Source organism: Sphingobium sp. TKS (genome assembly GCF_001563265.1).
Lineage (GTDB): Bacteria > Pseudomonadota > Alphaproteobacteria > Sphingomonadales > Sphingomonadaceae > Sphingobium.
On sequence record NZ_CP005083.1, the window covers coordinates 2,781,507 to 2,805,247 of the forward strand.

At 61.5% G+C, this 23,741-nt stretch carries 24 protein-coding genes and 2 tRNA genes; 15 read left to right on the forward strand and 11 right to left on the reverse strand.

Annotated elements, in window-relative coordinates; genetic code table 11:
- The first annotated feature begins 85 nt into the window (after positions 1–85).
- The 4 genes from K426_RS13825 (at position 86) to K426_RS13840 (ending at position 4,177) form a co-directional block, all read left to right on the forward strand.
- Positions 86–424 (forward strand): P-II family nitrogen regulator, encoded by a 339-nt coding sequence (locus tag K426_RS13825; protein ID WP_007685085.1) that lies wholly within the window; start codon positions 86–88, stop codon positions 422–424.
- Between the two features lie 109 nt (positions 425–533).
- A complete protein-coding gene (gene glnA / locus K426_RS13830; RefSeq protein ID WP_066558090.1) occupies positions 534–1,946 on the forward strand; it encodes a type I glutamate--ammonia ligase in 1,413 nt (470 codons plus the stop codon).
- Between the two features lie 148 nt (positions 1,947–2,094).
- Positions 2,095–3,072, forward strand: coding sequence for an acyltransferase family protein (locus K426_RS13835; protein ID WP_066558097.1), 978 nt, complete (start codon positions 2,095–2,097; stop codon positions 3,070–3,072).
- Positions 3,073–3,130: 58 nt separating this feature from the next.
- Positions 3,131–4,177, forward strand: a complete 1,047-nt coding sequence (locus K426_RS13840) for an NAD(P)H-dependent flavin oxidoreductase (RefSeq protein WP_066561792.1) — start codon at positions 3,131–3,133, stop codon at positions 4,175–4,177.
- Here K426_RS13840 and K426_RS13845 read toward each other — a convergent pair.
- Both K426_RS13845 and K426_RS13850 read right to left on the reverse strand, forming a co-directional pair.
- Complete coding sequence (locus K426_RS13845; RefSeq protein ID WP_066558100.1) at positions 4,174–4,842, reverse strand: histidine phosphotransferase family protein; 669 nt, start codon at positions 4,840–4,842, stop codon at positions 4,174–4,176. The genes K426_RS13840 and K426_RS13845 overlap by 4 nt on opposite strands.
- 96 nt (positions 4,843–4,938) lie before the next feature.
- Complete coding sequence (locus tag K426_RS13850) at positions 4,939–5,337, reverse strand: Mov34/MPN/PAD-1 family protein (protein WP_066558103.1); 399 nt, start codon at positions 5,335–5,337, stop codon at positions 4,939–4,941.
- A 17-nt stretch (positions 5,338–5,354) separates the two neighbouring features.
- Here K426_RS13850 and K426_RS13855 point away from each other — a divergent pair, with 17 nt between their 5' ends.
- From K426_RS13855 to mtgA, 4 genes are all read left to right on the forward strand, one after another.
- Entirely contained in the window at positions 5,355–6,305 is a 951-nt protein-coding gene (locus tag K426_RS13855; RefSeq protein WP_066558106.1) for an RluA family pseudouridine synthase, read from the forward strand.
- Positions 6,306–6,380: 75 nt separating this feature from the next.
- Positions 6,381–7,295 carry an RNA polymerase sigma factor RpoH gene (gene rpoH / locus K426_RS13860; protein WP_066561794.1) on the forward strand — a complete coding sequence of 305 codons (915 nt, stop codon included), beginning with the start codon at positions 6,381–6,383 and terminating at the stop codon, positions 7,293–7,295.
- Between the two features lie 113 nt (positions 7,296–7,408).
- The gene (locus K426_RS13865) at positions 7,409–7,828 is read left to right on the forward strand and encodes a GFA family protein (RefSeq protein WP_237229806.1); all 420 of its coding nucleotides are present in this window, start codon (positions 7,409–7,411) and stop codon (positions 7,826–7,828) included.
- A 193-nt stretch (positions 7,829–8,021) separates the two neighbouring features.
- Complete coding sequence (mtgA, locus tag K426_RS13870) at positions 8,022–8,720, forward strand: monofunctional biosynthetic peptidoglycan transglycosylase (RefSeq protein ID WP_066558109.1); 699 nt, start codon at positions 8,022–8,024, stop codon at positions 8,718–8,720.
- Between the two features lie 54 nt (positions 8,721–8,774).
- Here the strand turns inward: mtgA and K426_RS13875 are convergent, their stop codons facing one another.
- From K426_RS13875 to K426_RS13900, 6 genes are all read right to left on the reverse strand, one after another.
- Positions 8,775–11,351, reverse strand: a complete 2,577-nt coding sequence (locus K426_RS13875) for a TonB-dependent receptor (protein ID WP_066558111.1) — start codon at positions 11,349–11,351, stop codon at positions 8,775–8,777.
- Between the two features lie 360 nt (positions 11,352–11,711).
- Complete coding sequence (clpX, locus tag K426_RS13880; RefSeq protein ID WP_066558115.1) at positions 11,712–12,980, reverse strand: ATP-dependent Clp protease ATP-binding subunit ClpX; 1,269 nt, start codon at positions 12,978–12,980, stop codon at positions 11,712–11,714.
- A 133-nt stretch (positions 12,981–13,113) separates the two neighbouring features.
- Positions 13,114–13,749, reverse strand: coding sequence for an ATP-dependent Clp endopeptidase proteolytic subunit ClpP (gene clpP, locus K426_RS13885; protein WP_066558118.1), 636 nt, complete (start codon positions 13,747–13,749; stop codon positions 13,114–13,116).
- Between the two features lie 113 nt (positions 13,750–13,862).
- Positions 13,863–14,840 (reverse strand): glycosyltransferase family 2 protein, encoded by a 978-nt coding sequence (locus tag K426_RS13890; protein ID WP_066558122.1) that lies wholly within the window; start codon positions 14,838–14,840, stop codon positions 13,863–13,865.
- Between the two features lie 147 nt (positions 14,841–14,987).
- Positions 14,988–16,589, reverse strand: a complete 1,602-nt coding sequence (gene tig / locus K426_RS13895) for a trigger factor (RefSeq protein WP_066558125.1) — start codon at positions 16,587–16,589, stop codon at positions 14,988–14,990.
- Positions 16,590–16,659: 70 nt separating this feature from the next.
- Positions 16,660–16,744: transfer RNA gene (locus K426_RS13900), tRNA-Leu, on the reverse strand.
- A gap of 141 nt (positions 16,745–16,885) precedes the next feature.
- Here K426_RS13900 and K426_RS13905 point away from each other — a divergent pair.
- The 3 genes from K426_RS13905 to K426_RS13915 all read left to right on the forward strand — a co-directional run bounded on the left by K426_RS13905 (position 16,886) and on the right by K426_RS13915 (position 18,774).
- Positions 16,886–17,077: a hypothetical protein gene (locus tag K426_RS13905; RefSeq protein ID WP_066558130.1), complete on the forward strand. Its 192-nt coding sequence runs from the start codon at positions 16,886–16,888 to the stop codon at positions 17,075–17,077.
- Positions 17,078–17,225: 148 nt separating this feature from the next.
- Positions 17,226–17,831: an RNA polymerase sigma factor gene (locus K426_RS13910; RefSeq protein ID WP_066558136.1), complete on the forward strand. Its 606-nt coding sequence runs from the start codon at positions 17,226–17,228 to the stop codon at positions 17,829–17,831.
- Complete coding sequence (locus K426_RS13915) at positions 17,749–18,774, forward strand: FecR family protein (protein ID WP_066558139.1); 1,026 nt, start codon at positions 17,749–17,751, stop codon at positions 18,772–18,774. Before K426_RS13910 ends, K426_RS13915 begins: the two co-directional genes overlap by 83 nt.
- 64 nt (positions 18,775–18,838) lie before the next feature.
- On the opposite strand, the gene K426_RS13920 is transcribed toward K426_RS13915, so the two are convergent.
- Positions 18,839–19,537, reverse strand: coding sequence for an NAD-dependent deacylase (locus K426_RS13920; RefSeq protein ID WP_066558143.1), 699 nt, complete (start codon positions 19,535–19,537; stop codon positions 18,839–18,841).
- A 157-nt stretch (positions 19,538–19,694) separates the two neighbouring features.
- On the opposite strand from K426_RS13920, the gene dapB reads away from it, so the two are divergent.
- From dapB to K426_RS13940, 4 genes are all read left to right on the forward strand, one after another.
- Positions 19,695–20,459: a 4-hydroxy-tetrahydrodipicolinate reductase gene (gene dapB, locus K426_RS13925; RefSeq protein WP_066558146.1), complete on the forward strand. Its 765-nt coding sequence runs from the start codon at positions 19,695–19,697 to the stop codon at positions 20,457–20,459.
- A 2-nt stretch (positions 20,460–20,461) separates the two neighbouring features.
- The gene (gene nth, locus K426_RS13930) at positions 20,462–21,112 is read left to right on the forward strand and encodes an endonuclease III (protein WP_066558151.1); all 651 of its coding nucleotides are present in this window, start codon (positions 20,462–20,464) and stop codon (positions 21,110–21,112) included.
- A gap of 95 nt (positions 21,113–21,207) precedes the next feature.
- Positions 21,208–21,591, forward strand: a complete 384-nt coding sequence (locus K426_RS13935) for a hypothetical protein (protein WP_145907333.1) — start codon at positions 21,208–21,210, stop codon at positions 21,589–21,591.
- Positions 21,592–21,665: 74 nt separating this feature from the next.
- Positions 21,666–21,742: transfer RNA gene (locus K426_RS13940), tRNA-Arg, on the forward strand.
- 14 nt (positions 21,743–21,756) lie between these two features.
- Here K426_RS13940 and K426_RS13945 read toward each other — a convergent pair.
- Together K426_RS13945 and K426_RS13950 are read right to left on the reverse strand one after the other, a co-directional pair.
- Positions 21,757–22,242, reverse strand: coding sequence for a methylated-DNA--[protein]-cysteine S-methyltransferase (locus K426_RS13945; protein WP_066561797.1), 486 nt, complete (start codon positions 22,240–22,242; stop codon positions 21,757–21,759).
- A gap of 91 nt (positions 22,243–22,333) precedes the next feature.
- Positions 22,334–23,737: an efflux transporter outer membrane subunit gene (locus K426_RS13950; protein ID WP_066561798.1), complete on the reverse strand. Its 1,404-nt coding sequence runs from the start codon at positions 23,735–23,737 to the stop codon at positions 22,334–22,336.
- Positions 23,738–23,741 lie beyond the last annotated feature (4 nt).

Genomic DNA, 23,741 nt, shown 5'->3' on the forward strand with positions numbered 1-23,741 from the left:
GGGGCATGATGATCGTCACTCGAGTGGAACGAAAGGCGGGGTCATACCCGCCATTTGGCGCGCGTTTGAGTTGGGATATCTAAAGATGAAGAAGATCGAAGCGATCATCAAACCGTTCAAGCTCGATGAAGTGAAGGAAGCCCTTCACGAAGTCGGCGTTTCGGGCATCACCGTCACGGAAGCCAAGGGTTTCGGCCGCCAGAAGGGCCATACCGAACTCTATCGCGGCGCCGAATATGTCGTCGACTTCCTGCCCAAGGTGAAGCTGGAGGTCGTCGTCGACGATTCGCTCGCTGAACGGGTGGTGGAGGCGATCTCGGCCGCCGCGCAGACCGGCCGCATCGGGGACGGCAAGATCTTCATTTCCAACATCGAAGGCGCGGTCCGCATCCGCACCGGCGAGCGCGACAGCGACGCCATCTGATTTTTACGGGTTCTCGCCGGCTTGCAGGGGATGATTTCCAGGGGCTTTTGGCGGACGCATATCAACGCACCCCTTTGGGGGGGTATTTTTGAAAGAAGGGCAAGTTCACATGGCTAACACGCCTAAAGACATCCTGAAGATGATCGAAGAAAAGGAGATCGAGTGGGTCGATGTCCGTTTCACCGATCCCAAGGGCAAGTGGCAGCACCTGACCATGGTGTCTTCGGTGCTGGGCGAAGATGAACTGACCCAGGGTCTGATGTTCGACGGTTCGTCGATCGAAGGCTGGAAGGCGATCAACGAATCGGACATGATCCTGAAGCCCGACCTGGACGCCGTCTATGTCGATCCGTTCAGCGCCACCCCGATGCTAATCATCTTCTGCGACATCGTCGAGCCCGACACCGGCGAACTGTACAGCCGCGACCCGCGTTCGACCGCGAAGCGCGCCGAAGCCTTCGTCAAGTCGGCCGGTTTCGGTGACACCGTCTATGTCGGCCCGGAAGCCGAATTCTTCATGTTCGACGACGTGCGCTTCGAGAATGACTATTCGCAGAGCTACTTCAAGATCGACGACATCGAACTGCCGACCAACACCGGCAAGGAATATGAAGGCGGTAACCTGGGCCACCGTCCGCGCGCCAAGGGCGGCTATTTCCCCGTCGCGCCGGTCGATCCCTGCACCGACATCCGCGCCGAAATGGTTTCGACCATGCTCGAAATGGGCCTGCCCTGCGACAAGCACCACCATGAAGTGGCCGCTGCCCAGCACGAACTCGGCCTGACCTTCGGCACGCTGGTCCAGACCGCCGATCGCATGCAGATCTATAAATATGTCGTGCAGATGGTCGCCCAGGCCTATGGCAAGACCGCGACCTTCATGCCGAAGCCGATCGCGCAGGACAATGGTTCGGGCATGCACACCCACATGTCGATCTGGGACGCGGGCAAGCCGCTGTTCGCGGGCGAAGGCTATGCCGGCCTGTCCGACATGTGCCTCTACTTCATCGGCGGCGTCATCAAGCACGCCAAGGCTCTGAACGCCTTCACCAACCCGACCACCAACAGCTACAAGCGTCTGGTGCCGGGCTTCGAAGCCCCGGTTCTGCTGGCCTATTCGGCTCGCAACCGTTCGGCCTCCTGCCGTATTCCCTACGGCGCCGGTGCCAAGGCGAAGCGCGTCGAGTTCCGCTTCCCCGATGCGATGGCCAACCCGTACCTGTGCTACGCCGCGCTGCTGATGGCTGGCCTCGACGGCATCGAGAACAAGATCCATCCGGGCGCCGCGATGGACAAGAATCTCTATGACCTGCCGCCGGAAGAACTGAGCCAGGTGCCTACCGTTTGCGCCTCGCTGCGTGAAGCGCTGAACAGCCTGGAAGCCGATTACGAGTTCCTGCTGAAGGGCGACGTGTTCACCAAGGACCAGATCGATGCCTATATCGAACTGAAGTGGCCCGAAGTATACCGCTGGGAAATGGCTCCCTCGCCGGTCGAATTCGACATGTACTACAGCGCCTGATTTTTTTCGGGACTGTTTCGGGAAAAAGGCCCGGTCGCGCAGGCGGCCGGGCCTTTTTCTTTGCCTTCTCGATCGCATCGCGTGAAGAAAATCACCCATCGGTACAAGAGTTTACCGCAGATTTACTGATGCCTGCGAGGAACCGCCTATGCCGCCCGGTTCCCACCGCATCCGATCCATCCATTATCTGCGCATGATCGCGGCGGTGATGGTCGTCACCTATCATGTCTTCTCCTACCATCTGATGTCGGCAGACGATCCCGCAATGACCCGATGGCTGAGAGAAGGCGTGGGGCTGTTTTTCGGGATTTCCGGCTATGTGATGGTCATATCCACATCGGCATCACCACCCGATCCGGCATCCTTTTTCTGGCGGCGAGTCAGACGGATCGCACCGCTTTACTGGATCGCGACCGCCTGCGTCGTGATCGGCACAGGCGAGGAAAATGGGTGGAAAATCCTGTCCTCCATGCTCTTCCTGCCATCCATGGGCATTGCCGACGGTCCTGTCCTGCCGGTCGGCTGGACGCTCAATTTCGAAATGGCCTTCTACGCCCTGTTCGCGCTCTTCCTGCCTGTGCCCCGCAGAATCGCCATTCCCGCACTGGCATCGATCCTCATCCTGGCGTCGTGCATCAGCCAGTTCCCGGATCCTCCGCCCTTGGCCGCCTATTATGGCCAGCCCATCCTTCTCGATTTCGTCGTCGGCATGCTGATCGCCCATTTCGATTTCCGGCTGCCCGGATGGCTAACGCCGCTCGGCTTCCTTCTTCTTGCCCTGGCGCCGCAGTGGACAGATATCCGCCCGCTTACCGTCACCGCACCCGTCGCCCTGATTCTGGCCTCGGCCCGCTCACTCGACCACAAGTTGAAGGATTGGCCATTACCCACGCTCCTTGGCGAAGCCTCCTACGCCATCTATCTGTCGCATCTATTCATCCTGCTCCCGGCCTTGTTGTTCTTCGGTCAGGATCATGCAGGCGGCGCCGTCATCGCGATCCTCGCCTCCATCGTCGCGGGCGTCATCGCACATAAATATATCGAAATTCCCTTGACGGAGCTGCTCAGGCAAATGGAACGGCGAGGGTTTGGCCTGGCACAGCAAGCCGATGGACAAGCCACCTGAGGGCCAAGCGCTTCAACCCACGGTTGCATGATGCGCCACCATGCTCAAAAATCGGAAGATGTCGCTCATCGAGTCGCTGGGCCTGACCCATCCTATCATCCAGGCGCCGATGGCCGGCGTCTCGACACCCGCCATGGCCGCCGCCGTCTCCAATGCCGGCGCGCTCGGCTCGATCGCGGTTGGCGCGACCGACGCGGCAGGCGCCCGCGCCATGATAGAGGCCGTCCGCACGCAGACCCGCCGTCCATTCAATGTCAACCTCTTCACCCATGCGCCCGCGCGCAGCGATCCAGCCAAGGAAGCGGTATGGCTCGCCGCCCTGGCGCCGATCTTCCACAGCTATGATGCCCAGCCGCCAACCAGCCTCCACGAAATCTACCGCAGCTTCGTGGAGGACGACGCGATGCTCGCCGCCCTCGTGGATCTCGCCCCGCCCGTCGTCAGCTTCCACTTCGGCCTGCCCGATCCGACGCGCATCGCGGCACTCAAGCAAGCCGGATGCCTCCTGCTCGCCACCGCAACCAATTTAGACGAAGCACATGCCGCAAAAGAGGCGGCCATCGACGCCATAGTCGCGCAGGGCTATGAGGCAGGCGGCCATCGCGGCACCTTCGATCCCGAAGCGCCCGACGATCAACTCGGCACTTTCGCCCTTACCCGCCTGCTCGCCGCCCGGTCCGGCCTGCCGGTGATCGCCGCCGGCGGCATCATGGACGGACAGGGCATAGGCGCCGCGCTAAACCTTGGCGCTGTCGCCGCGCAACTCGGCACGGCCTTCATCGCCTGCCCGGAAAGCAGCGCCGATGAAGCCTATCGCACCGCCCTCGCCAGCCCGGCAGCCCATCACACCATCATGACCCGCGCCATATCGGGCCGCCCTGCCCGCTGCCTCGCCAATCGCTTCACCGCCTGGGGTGCCGAAGCAAGGCTGGAGCCCCCAGCCTATCCGATCGCCTATGATGCTGGAAAAGCCCTCAACGCCGCAGCAAAAGCCAAGGGCGAAGGCGGCTTCGGCGCGCAATGGGCCGGCCAAGGAGCGCCCCTGGCTCGCGCCCTGCCCGCCGCCGATCTCATCGCCCTGTTGGTGAAGGAAGCGACCGCTTAACGCGCGTCGGGAATAGAGGCGCCGAACAACAGCACCGGCTCGCCAGCGGGCGAAAGGGCGATCTCACCCCCGGCATTTGTAACCAGCGCCCTCACCATCCAGGCCGCCGATGTCCGCGAAGCCAGCCCTTCCGGCGGCAAGGTTCCCGCCAGCGCCGCCCGCAGATCGGGATCGAGCACCAGCCTTGGCCCTTCCGCCCGCACGACGATTTCCGTGACGCCCGGCCGCTTTTCCGCACCGATGTCGAGCTGCCCGCCCCGCACCAGCGCATCCCCGGCAATCAATGCCAGGTTCAGCAGCACCTTCACCGGCAGCTTGTCGAGCATGTCGTCCTCGACCAGCCAGCCGATCTTCACCCGCCCCGTAGCGGCGAACATGCCCTCGATCGCCACCCGCGCCTCATGCGTCGGCACGGCGTCACCGAAACCGCCCGCCGACCCGAAGGCCAACCGGAAGAATTTGAGCTTGTTGGCCGATGTCTTGGCGCTGTCCGCCAACAGATCCAGGCAGCGTTGCCGCATTTCCGGGTCCGTCTCATCCGCCATCAGCTCCAGCCCGTTGTTGAGCGCGCCGACAGGGCTCAAAAGGTCGTGGCACAGCCGCGAACAGAGCAGGCTGGCAAATTCGATGCTGCCGGTTTCGATGCTGTCTGTCGGATTGATCATGAAGTTTCGCTGCCGCCGGAAAGAAAATCGGGAAGGGAATGAATGGCTAATGCGCTGCCCTGTTGCATGATGCAAGCCCGGCCTGCCGCCTTTCGCTCACAAGATATCGAGCGAAGCCTCAACAAATCGTGCATTTTCCTGCCTTCCCGTCGAAACCCAGAGCCGCGTCACGCCTCCCCCGACGATCAACCACAAACTGCCGTCCGCCACGGCGCAGGCCGCGTCGGTGGCCGAAGGAACCGGCACGCCGCCCGGATGCGAATGATAATGCCCCAATATCTGAGGCCCGCCCGCCCGCGCCGCCCGATGCGCCGCGATCAGCACCGCCGGGTCCAGCTCGAAATGCCGCGCCGGATCGGGCGCGACATTGGCGGCGGGCCGGCTCTCCGCGATCCGCCCCGCCTCGCCCAGAAGCAGCCCGCAGACCTCATGGGGGTCAGCCGCCGCTTCGGACATGATTTGTTCCAATATGCCTCTTGAAATTCTGACCTTCATTCCTACTTTCCTACGCAATGAATTTGGGGGTTTCCATCTTAGAAGCAGTGATTGGTGAAGCGCAGGATGGCATGCGGCTGGACAAGGCGCTGGCTGACCTGCTGCCTATATTGTCGCGCGAACGGCTGAAAAGCCTGATTGTCGACGGCCAGGTGACGACCTCCGGCCGTTCCCCCAACCCTTCCATGAAAGTTGCGGCGGGCCAGGCCTTCGCCATCACCCTCCCCCCTCCGGTCGAGGCGGAAGCGATCGCGCAGGACATTCCGCTCGTCATCGTCCATGAGGATGTCGACCTGATCGTCATCGACAAGCCCGCAGGCCTTGTCGTCCATCCCGCGGCAGGCAATCTGGACGGCACCTTGGTCAATGCGCTGCTCCACCATTGCCAGGGGCAGCTTTCCGGCATCGGCGGCGTGGCCCGCCCCGGCATCGTTCATCGCATCGACAAGGATACTTCCGGCCTTTTGGTCGTTGCCAAGTCAGACCGTGCCCATGAAAGGCTCGCTCAGCAGTTTCAGGCGCATAGCATCGACCGGCTTTACGCCGCCATCGTCTATGGCGTGCCTCATCCGGCATCCGGGACGGTGGATACATGGATCGGCCGTTCCGACGCTGATCGAAAGAAAATGGCCGTTCATCGGGAAGGACGCGGCAAACATGCCGTTACCCATTACCGAACGTTGCAGAAGCTGCGTGGCGCGGCTTTCGTCGAATGCAGGCTGGGAACCGGGCGCACGCACCAGGTTCGCGTCCATATGGCGCATCTGGGATACCCCTTGATCGGGGATCCGGTTTACGGTAGAGAAAGAAAAGGTTTCAAATCGATACTGGAAACGCTGGGTTTCAAAAGGCAGGCATTGCACGCAAAAAGGCTTGGGTTCATACATCCGGTAACGGGTGAGGCACTCAGCTTCGACAGCCAACTCCCTGCCGATATGCAGGAACTGTTAAGCGAGCTTCACGTATAGATTTGGATAAGTTTGCGACGGCGCTTCGAACGCCTCTTCTGGGTTCCGCCGCGCATGAAAGGGAAAGGTGACGACATGGCCGGAAAGACCAATGTCCCCGCGGTTCCTGCGCTGGGCGGTGAAGCCAGCCTCAACCGCTATCTGTCGGAAATCCGCAAATTTCCGATTCTGACGCCCGAGCAGGAATATATGCTCGCGAAGCGCTATGCCGAGCATGCGGACTCAGAGGCCGCTGCGCAGCTTGTGACGTCGCATCTGCGCCTGGTGGCGAAGATCGCCATGGGCTATCGCGGCTATGGGCTGCCGGTCAGCGAGCTGATTTCCGAGGGTAATATCGGCCTGATGCAGGGCGTGAAGAAGTTCGAGCCGGATCGCGGTTTCCGCCTGGCGACCTACGCCATGTGGTGGATTCGCGCGTCGATCCAGGAATTCATCCTGCGGTCCTGGTCCCTCGTGAAGATGGGCACCACCGCAGCGCAGAAGAAGCTGTTCTTTAACCTGCGCCGGATGAAGAACAATATCGAAGCGTTCGAGGATGGCGACCTGCATCCTGATGACGTGGCCAAGATCGCAACCGATCTAGGCGTCACGAAAGAGGACGTCATCTCCATGAACCGCCGCATGGCGATGGGTGGCGACACGTCGCTCAACGTGCCGATGCGCGAGGATGGCGAGGGCCAGTGGCAGGATTGGCTGGCCGACACCGATCCGTTGCAGGACGAACGCGTCGCTGACCGGCAGGAAAGCGAACTGCGCCACGACATGCTGGTCGAGGCGATGGACGACCTGAATGACCGCGAGAAGCATATCCTGGCCGAACGCCGCCTGGCCGAGGAGCCCAAGACGCTGGAGGAACTCTCCCAGGTTTATGGCGTGTCGCGGGAACGCGTCCGCCAGATCGAGGTCCGTGCCTTCGAGAAGCTGCAAAAGGCGATGATGCGGATCGCGGGCGACAAGCTGGGCAAGATCGCCCGTCTTGCCACTGCCTGATCCTGTCCACATTGAGAAAAATGGCCCCGGAGCGATCCGGGGCTTTTTTGGGATGGGCAAAGCATAAGAATTGAAAACGGTCAGGGATAGAGCGCGGACTTCAGAGCTGATACATGATTGAAATGCTGAACCTTTCCTGCCTCTGCGGCCAAATCCGCGTCACACTCGCCAAGCGACCGGAATATATCAATGAATGCAACTGCACATTATGCAGCAAGACCGGCGCCCGCTGGAGCTATTTCCACCCGTCGGAGGTCAGCGTCGATGGCCCGGCAAAGGGATATTGCAGACAGGATAAGGCCGATCCGGCAGCGGAAATCCGCTTCTGCGAGAATTGCGGTTCCACGACCCATTTCAACCTGACCGCCAGCGCGGCGTCGAAGTTCGGAAATACGCTGATGGGGGTCAACATGCTGTTGGCGGACAAGCGCGACCTGGCCGGGCTGGAGCTGCGTTTTCCCGATGGACGCGCCTGGACGGGCGAAGGAGAATTTGCCTATGTCCGCGAGCCTCGCATCATCGGGCAAACATAACCGTTGATCCCCCGCTATTCCCCTCCCCGCAAGCCGGAGGGCCAGGGATGGGCGCAAGTGAAGGAGTAAATGCACTCACCCATTCCACTTCAGGAAGCCGGCGCTTTCACGTCGCTCCATCCCGCCGCCCGTCTCGCCCACATGCCCAAAAGCCAGGGCTTGAACCGCCCGGCGATCCCGTTACGACGACGCTATGACCGCCAAAAAGTCCGCCTCCCCTCACCGCCGTTCGCGCTGGCTGCGTATCGCCCTCAAGCTTCTCGGCGGTTTCGTCGCCCTGTCGCTGCTGATGGTGGTGATCTATCGTTTCGTCCCCCCGCCCGTGACATGGACGATGCTGTTCGACCCCCATGGCATCACCAAGGACTGGATGAGCCTGGACAAGATGGACCCGAACATGGCCCGCGCCGCCATCGCGGCCGAAGACAGCCGCTTTTGCAGCCATCACGGTTTCGACGCCGTCGCCATCGCCCAGGCCATGCGCCACAACGCCAGCGGCGGCCGCATCCGGGGCGGCTCCACCATCAGCCAGCAGACGGCGAAGAACGTCTTTCTGTTCCAGGGCGGCGGCTTTCTGCGCAAGGGGCTGGAAGCCTGGTTCACCCTCCTCATCGAAGCGATCTGGGGCAAGCGCCGGATCATGGAGGTCTATCTCAACGTTGCGGAAACCGGGATTGGCACCTATGGCGCGCAGGCCGGCGCGATCCGCTATTTCCACCACGGCGCCCAGCGCCTGACCCGCGCCGAAGCCGCCCGCCTCGCCGCCGTCCTGCCCCTCCCCAAGAAGCGCGAGGCCATCGATCCGCACGGCTTCACCCGCCGCTACGGCAACAGCATCACCGCCCGCATCGGCATCGTCCAGCGCGACGGCCTGGACAGATGCCTCCAATAAGAAAAGGGCGCGGATCGCTCCGCGCCCTCTCTTTTCCGTTACGAAAATGGCCGCTTAGAAGCCGAACACCACCGAACCGATGAAGGTGCGCGGCGAACCGATCTGCACGAAGGGCAGGTTGCTGGCCGCGGCAAAGCCGGCATCGAGACGCCCGTCAAAGCCGCCATAATAAAGCTTGTCGAACACATTGCTGACATTGAGCTGCAAATAGGTCTTGTCGCCCATCCCCAGCGGCGCAAGGCTGAGACGCGCATCCAGATCGACCAGCGTGTAGGCAGGCGCCTTGGCATCCATGACCTGCGTGCCGCCGCTGACGGCCACGCCGCCGATGATGGTGCCGCCCAGGGTGAACGGACGGTTGAGGTCGTTGACGTAGCGCGGACCGGTCCGCTTCACCTGCACGCCCAGTTCGACCGGACCCAGGATCGCCTGCGCGCGACCGCCGATGGTGTAGACCGGCGCGCCCGATTCCCGCTTGCCGCTGGTCTGGGCGTAGATCGGATCACCCGCAGCCGCACAACCCGCAACGCCCGCCAAGACGTTGGCGGAGGTGCATTCGCCGTACAACACGTCATCCTTGATCTTCGACTTCAGATAGGAACCGAAGGCATAGAAGACCAATTCCGGAATCGGGCGATAGGAAACGCTGCCGTCAATGCCATATTTGTCGACGCGGCCCAGATTGCGGTACAGCGTGCGATCGGTTTCCGGATCATAGGCCGACGCCAGACGGTTCTGGTAGATGGTGTACCAGAGCGATAGCTGCGCCTGAACCTTGCTGCTGCGGTAGCGCACGCCCAGGTCGAAATTGTCCGTGGTTTCGGGCGACGGCTTGGCCGATGCCGTGTCGGGTGCGAAGAAGAAGCTGTTGTACAGATTGTCCGTGCCCGGAACCTGCAAGCCCTTCGAATAATTGCCGAACACGCCCAGCGCATTGGTCACGTCATAAGTCAGGCCGATGTTCGGCAAAACCTTGTTATATTTGAAGACGCGGCGCTGCGGCCCCTGGATAGTCGGGTTGAGCGCCGCATATTGCGCCGCGCCCGCGCTGTTCGTGCCGAAGCATTCGACAAAGCCGGTGGCGCTCGACGTCGCGCAATAATTGTTGAGGTCGCGCTTGAAGAAAGGTGCGCGCACGCCAGCCGTCACCGTCAGCGCGTCGAACTTGCCGCGATATTCGCCGGCGAGCTGATTGAGGATCGCCTTGGAGAAGCGATCGCGCTTCTGCAGGATCGAACCCGTCGCGTCCTTGAGCGGATTTCCTTCTTCCGGGAAAGCGTGCAGCGGCTGGCCGTCATTACGCAGGAACTCGGTCTCGCCGGTCTGGCGATGCCGCGCATAATCAAGGCTGTACGCGATTCGGACCGACTGATCCTCGGAGAAATTATAGCGCAACGAAGCGATCAGGCCATAGCGGCGGGTGTTGGTTTCGCTGGGTGCGAGCACGCGGATCGAGTCCAGCAGATCGCCGTCGCCATTGACGTCATAGCCGAAATAGGGGCTGCCGCCGAGATAACCGACCGCATTGGTCACGCCGCTGCCCGGATTGATATCGCGGAACCCTTCACGCGCCGTCGCCGTACCGCCGCCATTGGCACGCACATATTGGAAGCTCGGATCGACCGTCAGGATCAGATTGTCCGCCAGCGTGAAGCGGGAATTGATGCGGATATTGCCAGTCTTCGACGGGTTGACGCGCTCATCGAAGGTCGAGCCGCAACTCGTCGCGGCATCCGCAACGCCCGCGATCGCCGGCATCTGCGTGGTGCAATAGGGGATCACATAGTCGCGCTCGTCGCGATTGTTCGGAAAACGGCTGGGCACGGCGCCCACGCCGTCGTTGCGGAACGTCACCGAACCGAAGCGGTTATTATAGGCTTCGTTATAATGCGCCGCGATGGCGATGAAATCGCCATTGTCACCGATCGGCTGATAGATTTTGGCATTATATTGCTGTTTGCTGATCTCGCCGCGATTATTGAAGATGGTGTCGTTGGTCGCCTTGCTGGCTGCGAAGAAAGCCTTGGTGCCCCAGGGCGTGAACACGCCGGTATCGATCGATCCGAACATGCGGAAGAAGGAGAAATCGCCAGCCGAGCCAACGACCTTCACGCTGAAATCGTCGGTGGGGTTGCGGGTGCGGTAGTTGACCGTCGAACCCGTCGCCGCTGCCGTAGGGCTGTCCACATCGGTCGTGCCGAGATTGACGTTGACCTGCTCGATCAGTTCGGAATCGAGCTGCTGGCTGGAATAGATCGAATAGCCGCCGGAGTCGTTCAGCGGAACGCCGTCAAACGTCTGCGAAATGCGGGTATTGTCGAAGCCGCGGATATACATGGTGCCGCCGGCCGAACCGAAGGGATCGTTATTCTGAAAGCTGACGCCGGGCAGCAGGTTGATGATGTCGTTGACCGATTGCCCCGGAATCTGGCGCTCAATGACTTCCTGATTCAGAACGCCACGAGCCTTGCTCGTTTCGGGCAGTTCAACGCCGGCGAGCCCCTTCGGGGTAGTCGCGCCCGTCACGATGATCTCATTCTCAAAGTCAATCGAACCCGTCGACTGCGCGAACGCGGCGATTGGTGCAGCCACGGCGACAAGCGCGGCGCTGCACATAAGAAGCTGTTTCATTTGAACATTGTCCCTTTTAAAGTTTGGCGCGTCGCGCCGGCTTTATTTTGCTCTGTGGAGCTGGCGCCGCCTGTGGCGGCCGATGGCGACGGCCCTGTGATGCTCTGATTACAGTTTTACGACAATATAACAGCCATCAGTCATCGGCCGCCTCAGCCAGACCAAGTGGGACATGAGGGACTTGAAATGACTCATATAAATTATTGATATTAAACAATTTAATTATATTGCGATGCCACTGTTTAACAGTGGTGCAATTTTGCAACGCAGCAGGATTTTTTGTGCGGTTGCGATACAGGCATAAAAAAGGGGCCGGCGAAGCACCGCCGACCCCAAATTTCAAACTGTCAAAGGATGGATTCAGGCCGCGTCTTCGGCCCGCTTGTCCTTCTCGCTGAACACGCGAATCGGTTCCTTGCTGCCCGCGACCACATCCTTGTCGACGACCACTTCGCCTACGCCTTCCATCGAAGGCAGGTCGAACATAGTGTCGAGCAGGATCGCCTCCAGGATCGAGCGAAGCCCGCGCGCGCCGGTCTTGCGCTCGATCGCCTTCTTGGCGATCGCGGTCAGCGCGTCGTCGGTGAAGCTGAGTTCCACATTCTCCATGTCGAACAGCTTCTGATATTGCTTCACCAGCGCGTTCTTCGGTTCGATCAGGATCTTGACCAGAGCGGTCACATCCAGATCCTCCAGCGTCGCGATGACCGGCAGACGGCCGACAAATTCGGGGATCAGGCCGAATTTCAGCAGATCCTCCGGCTCGCTCTGACGCAGCAATTCGCCGGTCTTGCGTTCCTCAGGAGCCGCGACATGGGCGCCGAAACCGATCGACTTGGCTTCCAGACGGTCACCGATGATCCGTTCCAGACCTGCGAACGCGCCGCCACAGATGAACAGGATGTTGGTCGTGTCGACCTGCAGGAATTCCTGCTGCGGATGCTTGCGGCCACCCTGGGGCGGAACCGAAGCGGTCGTGCCTTCCATCAACTTGAGCAGCGCCTGCTGAACGCCCTCCCCCGACACGTCGCGGGTGATGGAGGGATTCTCCGCCTTGCGGCTGATCTTGTCGATTTCGTCGATATAGACGATGCCGCGCTGCGCCTTCTCGACATTATAGTCGGAGGCCTGGAGCAGCTTGAGAATGATATTCTCGACATCCTCACCGACATAGCCCGCTTCGGTCAGCGTCGTGGCGTCGGCCATGGTGAAGGGCACATCGAACGTCTTGGCCAGCGTCTGCGCGAGCAGGGTCTTGCCGCAACCGGTAGGCCCGACCAGCAGGATGTTCGACTTGGCCAGCTCGACCTCGCCCGGCTTGGTGCCATGGTTGAGGCGCTTGTAATGGTTGTGGACGGCGACCGACAGGACGCGCTTTGCCCGGTTCTGGCCGATCACATAATCGTCCAGCACATCGCAGATTTCCTGCGGGGTCGGCACGCCGCCATCCTTCTTGCCGACGAGACCGCCCTTGGTCTCCTCGCGGATGATGTCGTTGCACAGTTCCACGCACTCGTCGCAGATGAACACGGTCGGCCCCGCGATCAGCTTACGCACCTCATGCTGCGACTTGCCGCAGAAGGAGCAGTAAAGCGTGCTTTTAGAATCGGAGCCCGTAAGCTTAGTCATTCGCCAATCTCTCTTCCCTCTTTCAGGCGAACAGCCGCCTGTGACGAGGGATATTCTGGTCCTAGGATCATCCTAGACCGCGACGCGCCCGTTTCACAAGGGGAGAAAAGGGCGCGGGCGGTAAACATCGGGTTTAGCCTTCGCTCGTGTCCGCCGCGGCTGGGCGGCGGTCAAACACTTCGTCGACCAGACCGAACGCCTTGGCTTCCTCTGCTTCCAGGAAGGTATCGCGGTCCATCGCCCGTTCCACTTCCTCCAGCGAACGGCCGGTATATTCCACGTAGAGATTATTCAGGCGGCTGCGGATTCGCAGGATTTCCTTGGCCTGAATCTCGATATCCGACGCCATGCCCTGCGCGCCGCCCGAGGGCTGGTGGACCATGATCCGGGCGTTGCTGAGCGCGATCCGCTTGCCCGGCTCGCCAGCGGCGAGCAGGAAGCTGCCCATGGAGGCGGCCTGACCGATGCAGACGGTGCCCACCTGCGGCCGGATATATTTCATCGTATCGTGGATCGCCATGCCGGACGTCACCACGCCGCCGGGCGAGTTGATGTACATCCAGATGTCCTTCTTCGGATTTTCCGACTCAAGGAACAGCAACTGGGCCACGATCAGCGAGGCCATATGATCCTCGACCTGACCGGTGACGAAGATGATCCGTTCGCGCAGAAGGCGCGAAAAAATGTCGAAGCTGCGCTCGCCCCGGTTGGACTGTTCGATAACGATGGGGACCAGAGCGGCCATGGGATCGGACATGATTTCGGTCATTTTGCTCTTTCAGGGTGATTGCTTTTGCCCGTTCACTACATCGGGACAAAATGCAGACTGTTCAAGGGGTCGCGTGAAACGCAGGTGAGATCGGGCAAATGCCCCGCGCGAAATCAGTCGCGCCGGGCGAAATCGGATGGCGCCTTGAAGGCGAGATAGGCGAGCCGCCGCACCTCCCGCCGGCCGCGCACGACGGTATCGAGGATGAGGCCGCACATGCCCGACAAGGTGGCAAGGATCATCAGGCCCGTCACCAATATGGCGGTGGGGAAACGCGGCACAAGGCCCGTCTTCATATAAGTGAGGATCAGCGGAGCCGCCAGGATCAGCCCGGTCGCGGCCAGCAGCGCAGCGATGATCCCAAAGAAGAGGACCGGCCGTTCGATGCGATAAAGCGTGATGATCGTGCGCAGGATGCGCCACCCGTCACGATAGGTGGAAAGCTTGCTGACCGACCCTTCCGGCCGCGCCCCATAGGCGGTGACCACCTCCGCCACAGGCATGGCGAGCTCCAGCGCATGGACGCTGATTTCCGTCTCGATCTCGAAACCGGCGGAAAGAACCGGGAAGCTTTTCACGAACCGCCGGGAAAAGACGCGATAGCCCGAAAGAATGTCGGTGAAGCTGCGTCCGAAAAGCTGCTTCAACAGGCTGGTCAGCGCCCAATTGCCAAAGCGATGGCCCCGGCGATAGGCTTCCTCGATCTCGCTCCTGCGCGAGCCGACGACCATGTCGAGATTGTCTTCCAGCATCGCCGCGACCATCCGCGGCGCGGCGGCGGCCTCATAGGTCGCATCACCATCGGCCATGATATAGATGTCCGCATCGACATCCGCGAACATGCGGCGGACGACATGGCCCTTGCCCTGCTGCGCCACGCAGCGGACGATAGCCCCTGCCCCGGCGGCAAGCTCGCGGCTCCCATCGCTGCTGTTGTTGTCGAAGACATAGATTTCAGCGGTCGGCAACGCGCGGCGAAAATCCTCCACCGTCTGAACGATCGCGCCAGCCTCATTATAGCAGGGAAGGATGACCGCTATCCGTGGGCTTGCGACCGCCTCCCCGCTTTCCACTGCCGGAAATTCCTTCATCGACACGCAAACCTTATTACCGCCCCGTCCCTGTCGACATGAACGGGCTTGATTAAAATTTCATCTGCCATGTCGCGGCAGAAATGAAAAGCGCCCGCACTTCCTTGCGAAGCCGGGCGCTTATCCATTCAGACCGAAGCGGCCTTATTAAGCCTTGGCGGCTGCCTTCTTGGCCGGAGCCTTCTTGGCCTTGGGCTTGTCATCGGCAGGAGCTTCCTCAGCCACGGCCTCGTCCTGCTTGGCGGGAGCCTTCTTCGCCGGAGCCTTCTTGGCCGGAGCCTCTTCGGCCACCTCAGCAGCCGGAGCCTCTTCAGCTTCAGCGGCCTTCTTCTTCGGAGCAGCCTTCTTCGCCTTGGGCTTTTCGTCATGGTCATGGTCATGACCACAGCCCGGACCATGGACGTGCGGCTTCAGATCGCCGTCTTCGGCCTCGATCGCGGCTTCCAGCTCTTCACGGCTGACGGCTCGATCGGTGATCTCCGCCTTTTCGAACAGGAAGTCGACGACCTTGTCCTCATAGAGCGGGGCGCGGAGCTGAGCCGCGGCCATCGGATCCTGACGGACATATTGCACGAAACGCTCGCGGTCCTGCGGGCTGTACTGCTGCGCAGCCTGCATGATCAGGCGGTTCATTTCCTGATCGTTGACGACAACGCCATTGGCCTGGCCGATTTCCGAGAGCAGCAGGCCCAGGCGGACGCGGCGCACCGCGATGCCGCGATAATCTTCCTTCTCCGCTTCCATCTCGGCCAGAGCCGCTTCCGGATCTTCCTCATGGCCGGCTTCATGTTGAAGCTGCGCCCAGATCTGGTTGAATTCGGCTTCCACCATGCTCGGCGGCACGTCGAAGTCGTGCGAAGCGGCGAGCTGGTCGAGCAGCTTGCGCTTCATATGCGTGCGGGTCAGGCCGTTATGTTCCTGCTCAATCTGGCCCTTCAGCAGCTCCTTGAGCTTGTCCAGACCTTCCAGACCCAGCGACTTGGCGAAATCATCGTCCAGCTTGGGCTTGTCAGCGTTCAGGATCGACTTGACGGTGATGTCGAAGGTTGCGGCCTTGCCGGCGAGGTGGGCGGCGCCATAATCTTCCGGGAAGGTGACGGTGATGGTCTTCTCATCGCCCTTCTTGACTCCGGCAAGCTGCTCTTCGAAGCCCGGAATGAACTGGCCCGAACCGATCTTCAGCTTCACGTCTTCGGCCGAACCGCCTTCAAAGGCTTCGCCGTCGATCTTGCCGACGAAATCGATGGTCAGCGTGTCGCCGTCCTTCGCCTTGTGCGAAGCGGCATGCTCTTCCAGCGCGCCCTGCTGGGTCGCGATGCGGCCCGCGGCTTCGTCAACCTGCTCGTCAGCGACTTCGACGGTCAGGCGTTCCAGCTTCAACCCTTCGACGCTCGGCGCGGCGATTTCGGGCAGCACTTCCAGCGCCACCTTGATCTCCGCATCCTTGCCGAATTCGAAAGTTTCATCCAGCTCGACGGAGGGCTGCATCGCGGGACGCAGCTTGTTGTCCGCGATCAGCTTTTGAATGCTGTCCTGGATCGAGCTGTTCAGCGCGTCGCGTTGCAGCGATTCGCCATGCATCTTCTTGACGAGATTGGCGGGCACCTTGCCAGGGCGGAAGCCCGGCATCCGTACCTGCGGCGCGATCGCGGCGACTTCCTTTTCCACACGGGCGTCGATGTCCTTCGACGTGATGGTCACGGTGTAGGCGCGCTTCAGGCCCTCGTTCAACGTCTCGACAGTCTGCATCTCTTCTCTCAAACGCTTTCTTAAAGCTGAATTTCGTTGGCGCTTGGCGCTGCTCCACGTCCTGGCGCACTGGTGCGGGCGAAGGGACTCGAACCCCCACATCTTGCGATACCAGAACCTAAATCTGGCGCGTCTACCAATTTCGCCACGCCCGCATCGGTCGCCGGTCGGCGCGGCATAGAGAAAAGAGTCTCTCGAAGCAAGGCCCAGAGGCCAAGCCTGTGGATAACTGGTGGATAACTCCCAAGGGAACCCCGCGCCAGCCTGCGCGTAGCCCATATCAAGGAGAAACAGCCATGGCTACCCAACCCGATCCCGCCCCCGACGGCATCCCCCCACCGGACATCATCGAGCCGCAATCGCCGCCGGAAACGCCCGCGCCCACCACGCCCGAAGAGACGCCCGCCGGCGAACCGCCGGAAATCATACCCGAAGGACCGGATTTCGATCAGCCCGATCGCGCCCCGCCGGAAATCCCGCCGGGCTGATCGACGCATTTTGGCAACAGAGAGTCAGTTTTCCACAGAAACGGGAAATAATGCGCCGGCAATCGCTGGACAGGCTCCTGCATCCATGATTGAACTATGACAAACAGATGAAATCGGGAGAGGCGCGGCTGACATCAAGGGGGTCAACGTGCACAGGGTTCGCGCTAAGCTGGAATGGTTCAAGACAGTGATCCTGCCACAGGAAGCTGCTCTCCGGGGGCGGCTCAGGCGGATACTTCCTGCCAATCAGGAACTGGAAGACATGGTCGCGGAGGTTCTCGCCCGCGCCTATGCCACTGAAAATTGGGAAAATGTGACCACGGGCCGGGCGTATCTCTTCACGATCGCCCGCAATCTGGTGATCGACACGGCCCGCCGCAACAAGGTGGTCAGTTTCGAAACCATTGCCGACCTGGAATTGCTGCAGGGCGAAAATAATGTGGAAGCGCAGCTCCACGCCCGCGAAGCTTTGCGCCAGGTCGAAGCAATCGTCGATTCGCTGCCGACACAATGCCGCCGGGTCTTCATTCTTCGCCGTATCCACGAAAAATCGATGCTGGAAATAGCGGAGGAGATGTCTCTATCCGTTTCTACTGTTGAAAAACATCTGGCCAAAGCGATCGCAATAGTTATGCGGGCCTGGGCGGAACGTGAGGAAACGGATTTCGAACGTGCGGGCGTCGGGACCAGATTCGGGCTACGAAAGCAGGGACAAGATCGAGGCGGAAGCCGCGCGCCTGCTGGCAAGGCTTAATTGCGACCCCAGCGCGCAGGACGAAGCCGAATTCTGCCGCTGGATCGAATCGGACCCCCGCCATGCCGTGGCGTTCGCCCGGGCCGAAGCCGCCTGGGAAGCGGCCGAGCGCCTGAAGAGTGCCGCCGCCGAGGTCAACCTGCCTCCGCTGGAAGCCATAGTCAGCGAGGAACAGCAGCGCCGCCTGTCGCGCAACATCATGATCGCCGCCGCCGTCGCGGTGATGCTGTTCATCGTCGCCGCGATCGTCACCGTCCGCACCTTCAGCGGCGTGGATCATTACGAAACCCGGATCGGCCAGATCAGCGACATCGCGCTCAATGACGGCTCCACCCTGCACCTCAACAGCGACAGCGCCGCAGAGGTCCGCTTCACCGATCATGGCCGCAAAGTCCGCATTCTCAAGGGCGAAGCCTCGTTCGATGTCGCGCACGACCGCTCGCGCCCCTTCGACGTGGAGGCCCGTTCAGCCGTCATCCGCGCTGTCGGCACCGCCTTCAACGTGCGCCTGCGCCCCTCCATGGTCGAACTGACGGTCACGCAGGGAATTGTCACTGTCCATTCGGGCAACAAGCTGGCCCAGCAAGTCAGCGCGGGCAGCGGCGCCGTCATCCAGCCGCGCAGCGTTTCGCTCACCCATCTCGACTCGCGCCTGATCGGCCAGCGCACCGCCTGGCGCGAGCAGATGGTCGAACTGGACGGTGAAACGATCGAACAGGCGGCCAGTGAATTCAACCGCTACCGCGCGGCGCCCATCCTGATCGGGGATACCCGTGTCTCGTCGCTCCGCATCGGCGGCCGTTTCCGCATCACCGACAGCAAGGAATTCCTATCCGCCTTGCAACTCAGCCTGCCGATCCGGGTCGTGGGCGGGCAGGACGGCTCGGTCATGCTGCTCTATAAGGATGAACTGGAACCGGCGGATAACGCAGCCGGCGAATAAGATTGCGGAAAATCTTTCCTATGCAGACGCGTGGGGAGGATTTTGCTGCAAGTTCCTGACCGGACTAACCCAACAACTCCCGCACCAATTCCGGCACCAGATCACTGGCCGGCCCCATGCGACTTTCTTCGAAATAGAAGCTCCCTGCCGACGGGTCCAGATTCAGCTCCAAGGTCCGCGCGCCTACATGGCGCGCTGTCTGCACAAACCCCGCCGCCGGATAGACCGCGCCGGAGGTTCCAACCGAAACGAACAGATCGGCCCGCCGGAGCGCCTCATCGATCATGTCCATCTCGTAAGGCATTTCGCCAAAAAACACGATGTCGGGCCGCAATCGCGGTTCGCCGCACCCATCGCAAACCGAAGCCGGCGGCAAGGCTTCCATCCAGCGCTTCGCTTTCCCACAGGCCGCGCAAAGCGCCGACTGCAACTCCCCATGCATGTGGATCAGCCGCTTCGCCCCGGCCCGCTCATGCAGATCATCGACATTCTGGGTGACGATCAGCAATTCCCCCGGCCATTGCGCATCCAGCGCCGCCAGCGCCTCATGCGCGGCATTGGGCCTGACCTCCGCCAACTTCGCCCGCCGCTCGTCATAGAAGCGATGCACCAGCGCGGCGTTGCGCGCCAAAGCTTCGGGGGTACACACATCCTCGACCCGATGTCCCTCCCACAGACCGTCCGGCCCGCGAAAGGTTGCAAGGCCACTCTCGGCCGAAATCCCTGCGCCGGTCAGGATTACGATATTGCGAATGTCGTCCATCCCCTGAGCTTAGCGATCGAGCGAGCCGCTCGCGACGATTTTCCTTCCCGCCCATTTTCTATTGCGATGGCCAATAGCAAAGGGATGACGTAGCAAAGGGATGACAGAGCCCGCCCATTCTGGCATCCGCCACGCGACATTTTAAGGAATGACAGTGATGACGAGCATCGGGATTTTCGGAGCAGCAGGCCGCATGGGACACGCCATCGCGCAGATCGCCCAGGAAGCCGGGCTGAAAATCGCCGGAGGCACCGACCGCAGCGGCGAAGGGGAACTTGCCCCCGGTATCCCCATCACCACCGATCCCCTCGCGCTGGCGCAACGGAGTGACGTGCTGATCGACTTTTCCGTGCCCGCTGCCCTGTCCGCCCATCTCGACGCCTGCATCGCGGCGAAGAAGCCCGTCCTGATCGGCACCACCGGGCTTGAACCCTTGCATCATGCGCTGATCGACGACGCCGCAAGGCAAATTCCGCTGCTCCAGACCGGCAACACCTCGCTCGGCGTCAACCTGCTGGCGGCGCTGGTGGAGCAGGCAGCCGCGCGCCTGGGCGACGATTGGGACATAGAGATTGTGGAAATGCACCACCGCCACAAGGTCGATGCCCCGTCCGGCACCGCCCTGCTGCTGGGCGAAGCGGCGGCGCGAGGACGCGGCATCACCCTGGCCGACCATAGCGAGCGCGGCCGCGACGGCATCACTGGCGCCCGGGCCAAAGGCGCGATCGGTTTCGCGGCCCTGCGCGGCGGCTCCGTGGCGGGCGACCATCAGGTCATCCTCGCCACCGAGGGCGAGCGGATCGAAATCGGCCATCGCGCCGAAAGCCGCCTCATCTTCGCGCGCGGCGCCGTCAAGGGTGCGCAATGGCTGATCGATCAGCCTATAGGCCGCTATGACATGAAAGGCGTTCTGGGCCTCTGAACGTGAAGAAGGACCAGATCTTCGACTTTTTCAGCCGCCTTGCTGAAGCCAATCCGGCGCCCCGCACGGAGCTGGAATATGGCAATGACTATCAGCTTCTGGTCGCGGTGGTCCTCTCCGCACAGGCTACGGACGTCGGCGTCAACAAGGCGACACGCGCCCTGTTTCGCGATGTCCAAACGCCGCAGCAGATGGTGGACCTGGGCGAAGAGGGGCTTAAAGCACATATCAAGACCATCGGCCTGTTCAACGCCAAGGCGAAGAATGTCATCGCCCTTTCCGAGATATTGGTCCGCGATTTCGGCGGAGAGGTGCCGCAGGACCGCGACGTTCTGACCACCCTGCCCGGTGTGGGACGCAAGACGGCCAATGTCGTCGTCAACACCGCCTTCGGACAGGAAACTTTCGCGGTCGACACCCATATCTTCCGCGTTGGCAACCGGACCGGCCTGGCGCCGGGCAAAACCCCGCTGGCGGTGGAATTGAAGCTGGAAAAGCGCGTTCCCGGCCCTTTCCGCCGCGACGCCCACCACTGGCTGATCCTGCACGGCCGCTATGTGTGCAAGGCACGCAAGCCCGAATGCTGGCGCTGCATCGTGGCCGATCTATGCCGCTTCAAACCCAAGACGCCAGCGCCCGGAACGGCAAGCTGATTATCGTGCGGTTCAGCCGAACGATGCTAAAAGGAGCGGAATAACGGATGAAGCGTTAGCGCGCCGTCATTCCTGCAGTCACAAGGAGAGACATCATGTCCGCTCATCTCACCCACCGGCTGGCTCTGGCCATGGCTTTCGCCTGCGCCGCCGCCCCAACCCTCGCCAAGACCGCTCCCGACAATCTCGTTCCCGCCGGCAAGCCGGTCGATTGCGTCCAGATCACGTCGATCCGCTCCACCAATGTCCGTGATGACCGCACGATCGACTTCATCATGAACGGCAACAAGGTCTATCGGAACACGCTGCCTTATAGCTGCCCCAGCCTGGGCTTCGAAAAGCGCTTCCTCTACAAGACCAGCCTGTCTCAGCTTTGCTCGGTGGACATTATCACCGTGCTCTACGAGGCTGGCGGATTGCAGCGGGGGGCGAGCTGCGGCCTTGGCGAATTCCAGCCGATGCGAAAACTCGCGAAATAACTTTGGTCTGGGGCGATTTTGGTGCTGGCGTGAGCGATTGGGCTTTGCTAAGCGGCCCTTCACAGCAGCAACACGCACCCATAGCTCAGCTGGATAGAGCGTTGCCCTCCGAAGGCAAAGGCCAGAGGTTCGAATCCTCTTGGGTGCACCATTTTTGCATGGCCGTCAGAATGTTCTTCCTTCCAGTCCAAGCAGATATTGCTTGGCCTTCAAGCCACCCGCAAAGCCGGTAAGCGCGCCATTCGTCCCTACCACGCGGTGACAAGGCGCAATGATCGAAATCGGATTGCGGCCATTGGCAGACCCCACGGCCCGGTAGGCGGAGGGTTTGCCGATCTGGCTTGCAATATCAGCATAGCTGCGCGTTTCGCCAAATGGGATGGTCAGCAGAGCCGCCCAGACACATCTTTGGAAATCCGTACCGTTGAAATCGAGCGGCAGATCGAATGCCTCCCGCTGTCCGGCAAAATATTCGCCAAGCTGCTGCCCGGCCTTATCCAGCAGAGGGTGATCGCCGCGCTCGACCCGCGGCTCCAGCCTGACGCGCTTCGGGTCATCATTTTCCCACAGGACCGCCGCCAGCCCCGTCCCGCTTGCCACCAGCGTCAGTTCACCGACGGGTGAGGCCATCATCCGATATGCGTAGGTCATGTCCACTCCTTTCCACCATTTGATGGCGCAAGCATAGGACATGATAGGCGGAGCGCCTTCCCGCCGCTTGCGATCAAAGCGGCGGGCGAGCTTATTTGAGGCCGCCGCCCATGGCGCGATACAGTTCGACCATGTTCGTCGCCCGCGTCAGCCGCGTCGCCAGCAGGCTCTGCTCCGCATTGTAGAGCGTCCGCTGCGAATCCAGCGTGGTCAGGAAACCATCGACCCCCGCCCGGAAGCGCGCTTCCGACAGTCGATAACCGACCCGCGCCGAATCCCGCAAAGACGTCTGCGCCTCCATCTGCGCCGTCATCGTGCCCCGCCGGGCAAGCGCATCGGCAACCTCACGAAAGCCGGTCTGCACGCTCTTCTCATAGGTCGCGACCATCGCGTCATAGCTTGCCCGCGCATAACGCAAATTGCCCTGATTGCGCCCGAAATCGAAGATCGGCAGGCTGGCCGAAGGCGCCACCGACCAATAATCGCTGCCCGACTTGAACAGATTGGAAAGGCCAAGGCTCATCGTCCCGAATGCCGCGGTCAGCGAGATTTTCGGGAAGAAAGCCGCACGCGCCGCACCGATATTGGCATTGGCCGCCAATAGCTGATGCTCCGCCGCCATGATGTCCGGCCGCCGCAGCAAAGCCGTGGAAGGCAGGTCCGCCGGCAGATTGGCCAGTGTAACATCCCCATCCGGCATCGCCGTCGGCAGATCCTCCGCTGGCACAGTCGCTCCGGCCAGCAGATTCAGTGCATTCTGGTCCTGCGCGACCAGGGTCGTCGTCTGGGCAATGTCGGAACGCGCCTGGTCATAGCTGGTCTGCGCCTGCCGCACTTCCAGTTCCGACGCGATCCCCCTGGCAAAGCGCGCCTTTGTGAGATCCAGAGTCTGGCCAAAGGCCTTCTCCAGATCGCGGGCGATCTTCAGCCGCTCCTGATCCGCCGCCATGCTGAGCCAGGCATTCGCGACTTCCGCGATCAGAGCGGTCTGCGCGGCATTGCGGTTCTCGACCGAAGCAAAATATTGCTCCTGCCCCGCCTTGGCCAGATTGCGGATCCGCCCGAACAGGTCGATTTCCCACGCCGACACGCCGACCGAGGCGCTGTAGATGTCCGTTCGCCCCGATACGCCCTGTTGGGCGAAGGGCTGATCCTGATAGGTCGCGCTGCCATTGACGCCAAGGGTCGGAAAGATATCCGCCCGCTGCACCCTATATTGCGCCCGCGCCTGCTCGACATTGGCGAGCGCCACGCGCAGGTCGCGATTATTGGCGAGCGACGTTTCGATGACCCGGGCCAGGCGCGGATCGACAAAGAAATCCTTCCACGCCGTATCCGCCGGAGCGATCGCCTGTCCCTCCGTCACGGTATAAGACGGTCCCTGCGGGCTGGCTTCCGGCACGGGCAGCGTCGGCCGCACATATTTTGGCGCCATGTCGCAGGCGGCGAGCGTCAGCGCCAGGGCAGCGGCCGGGAAGAGCTTGATCTTGTTCATTATC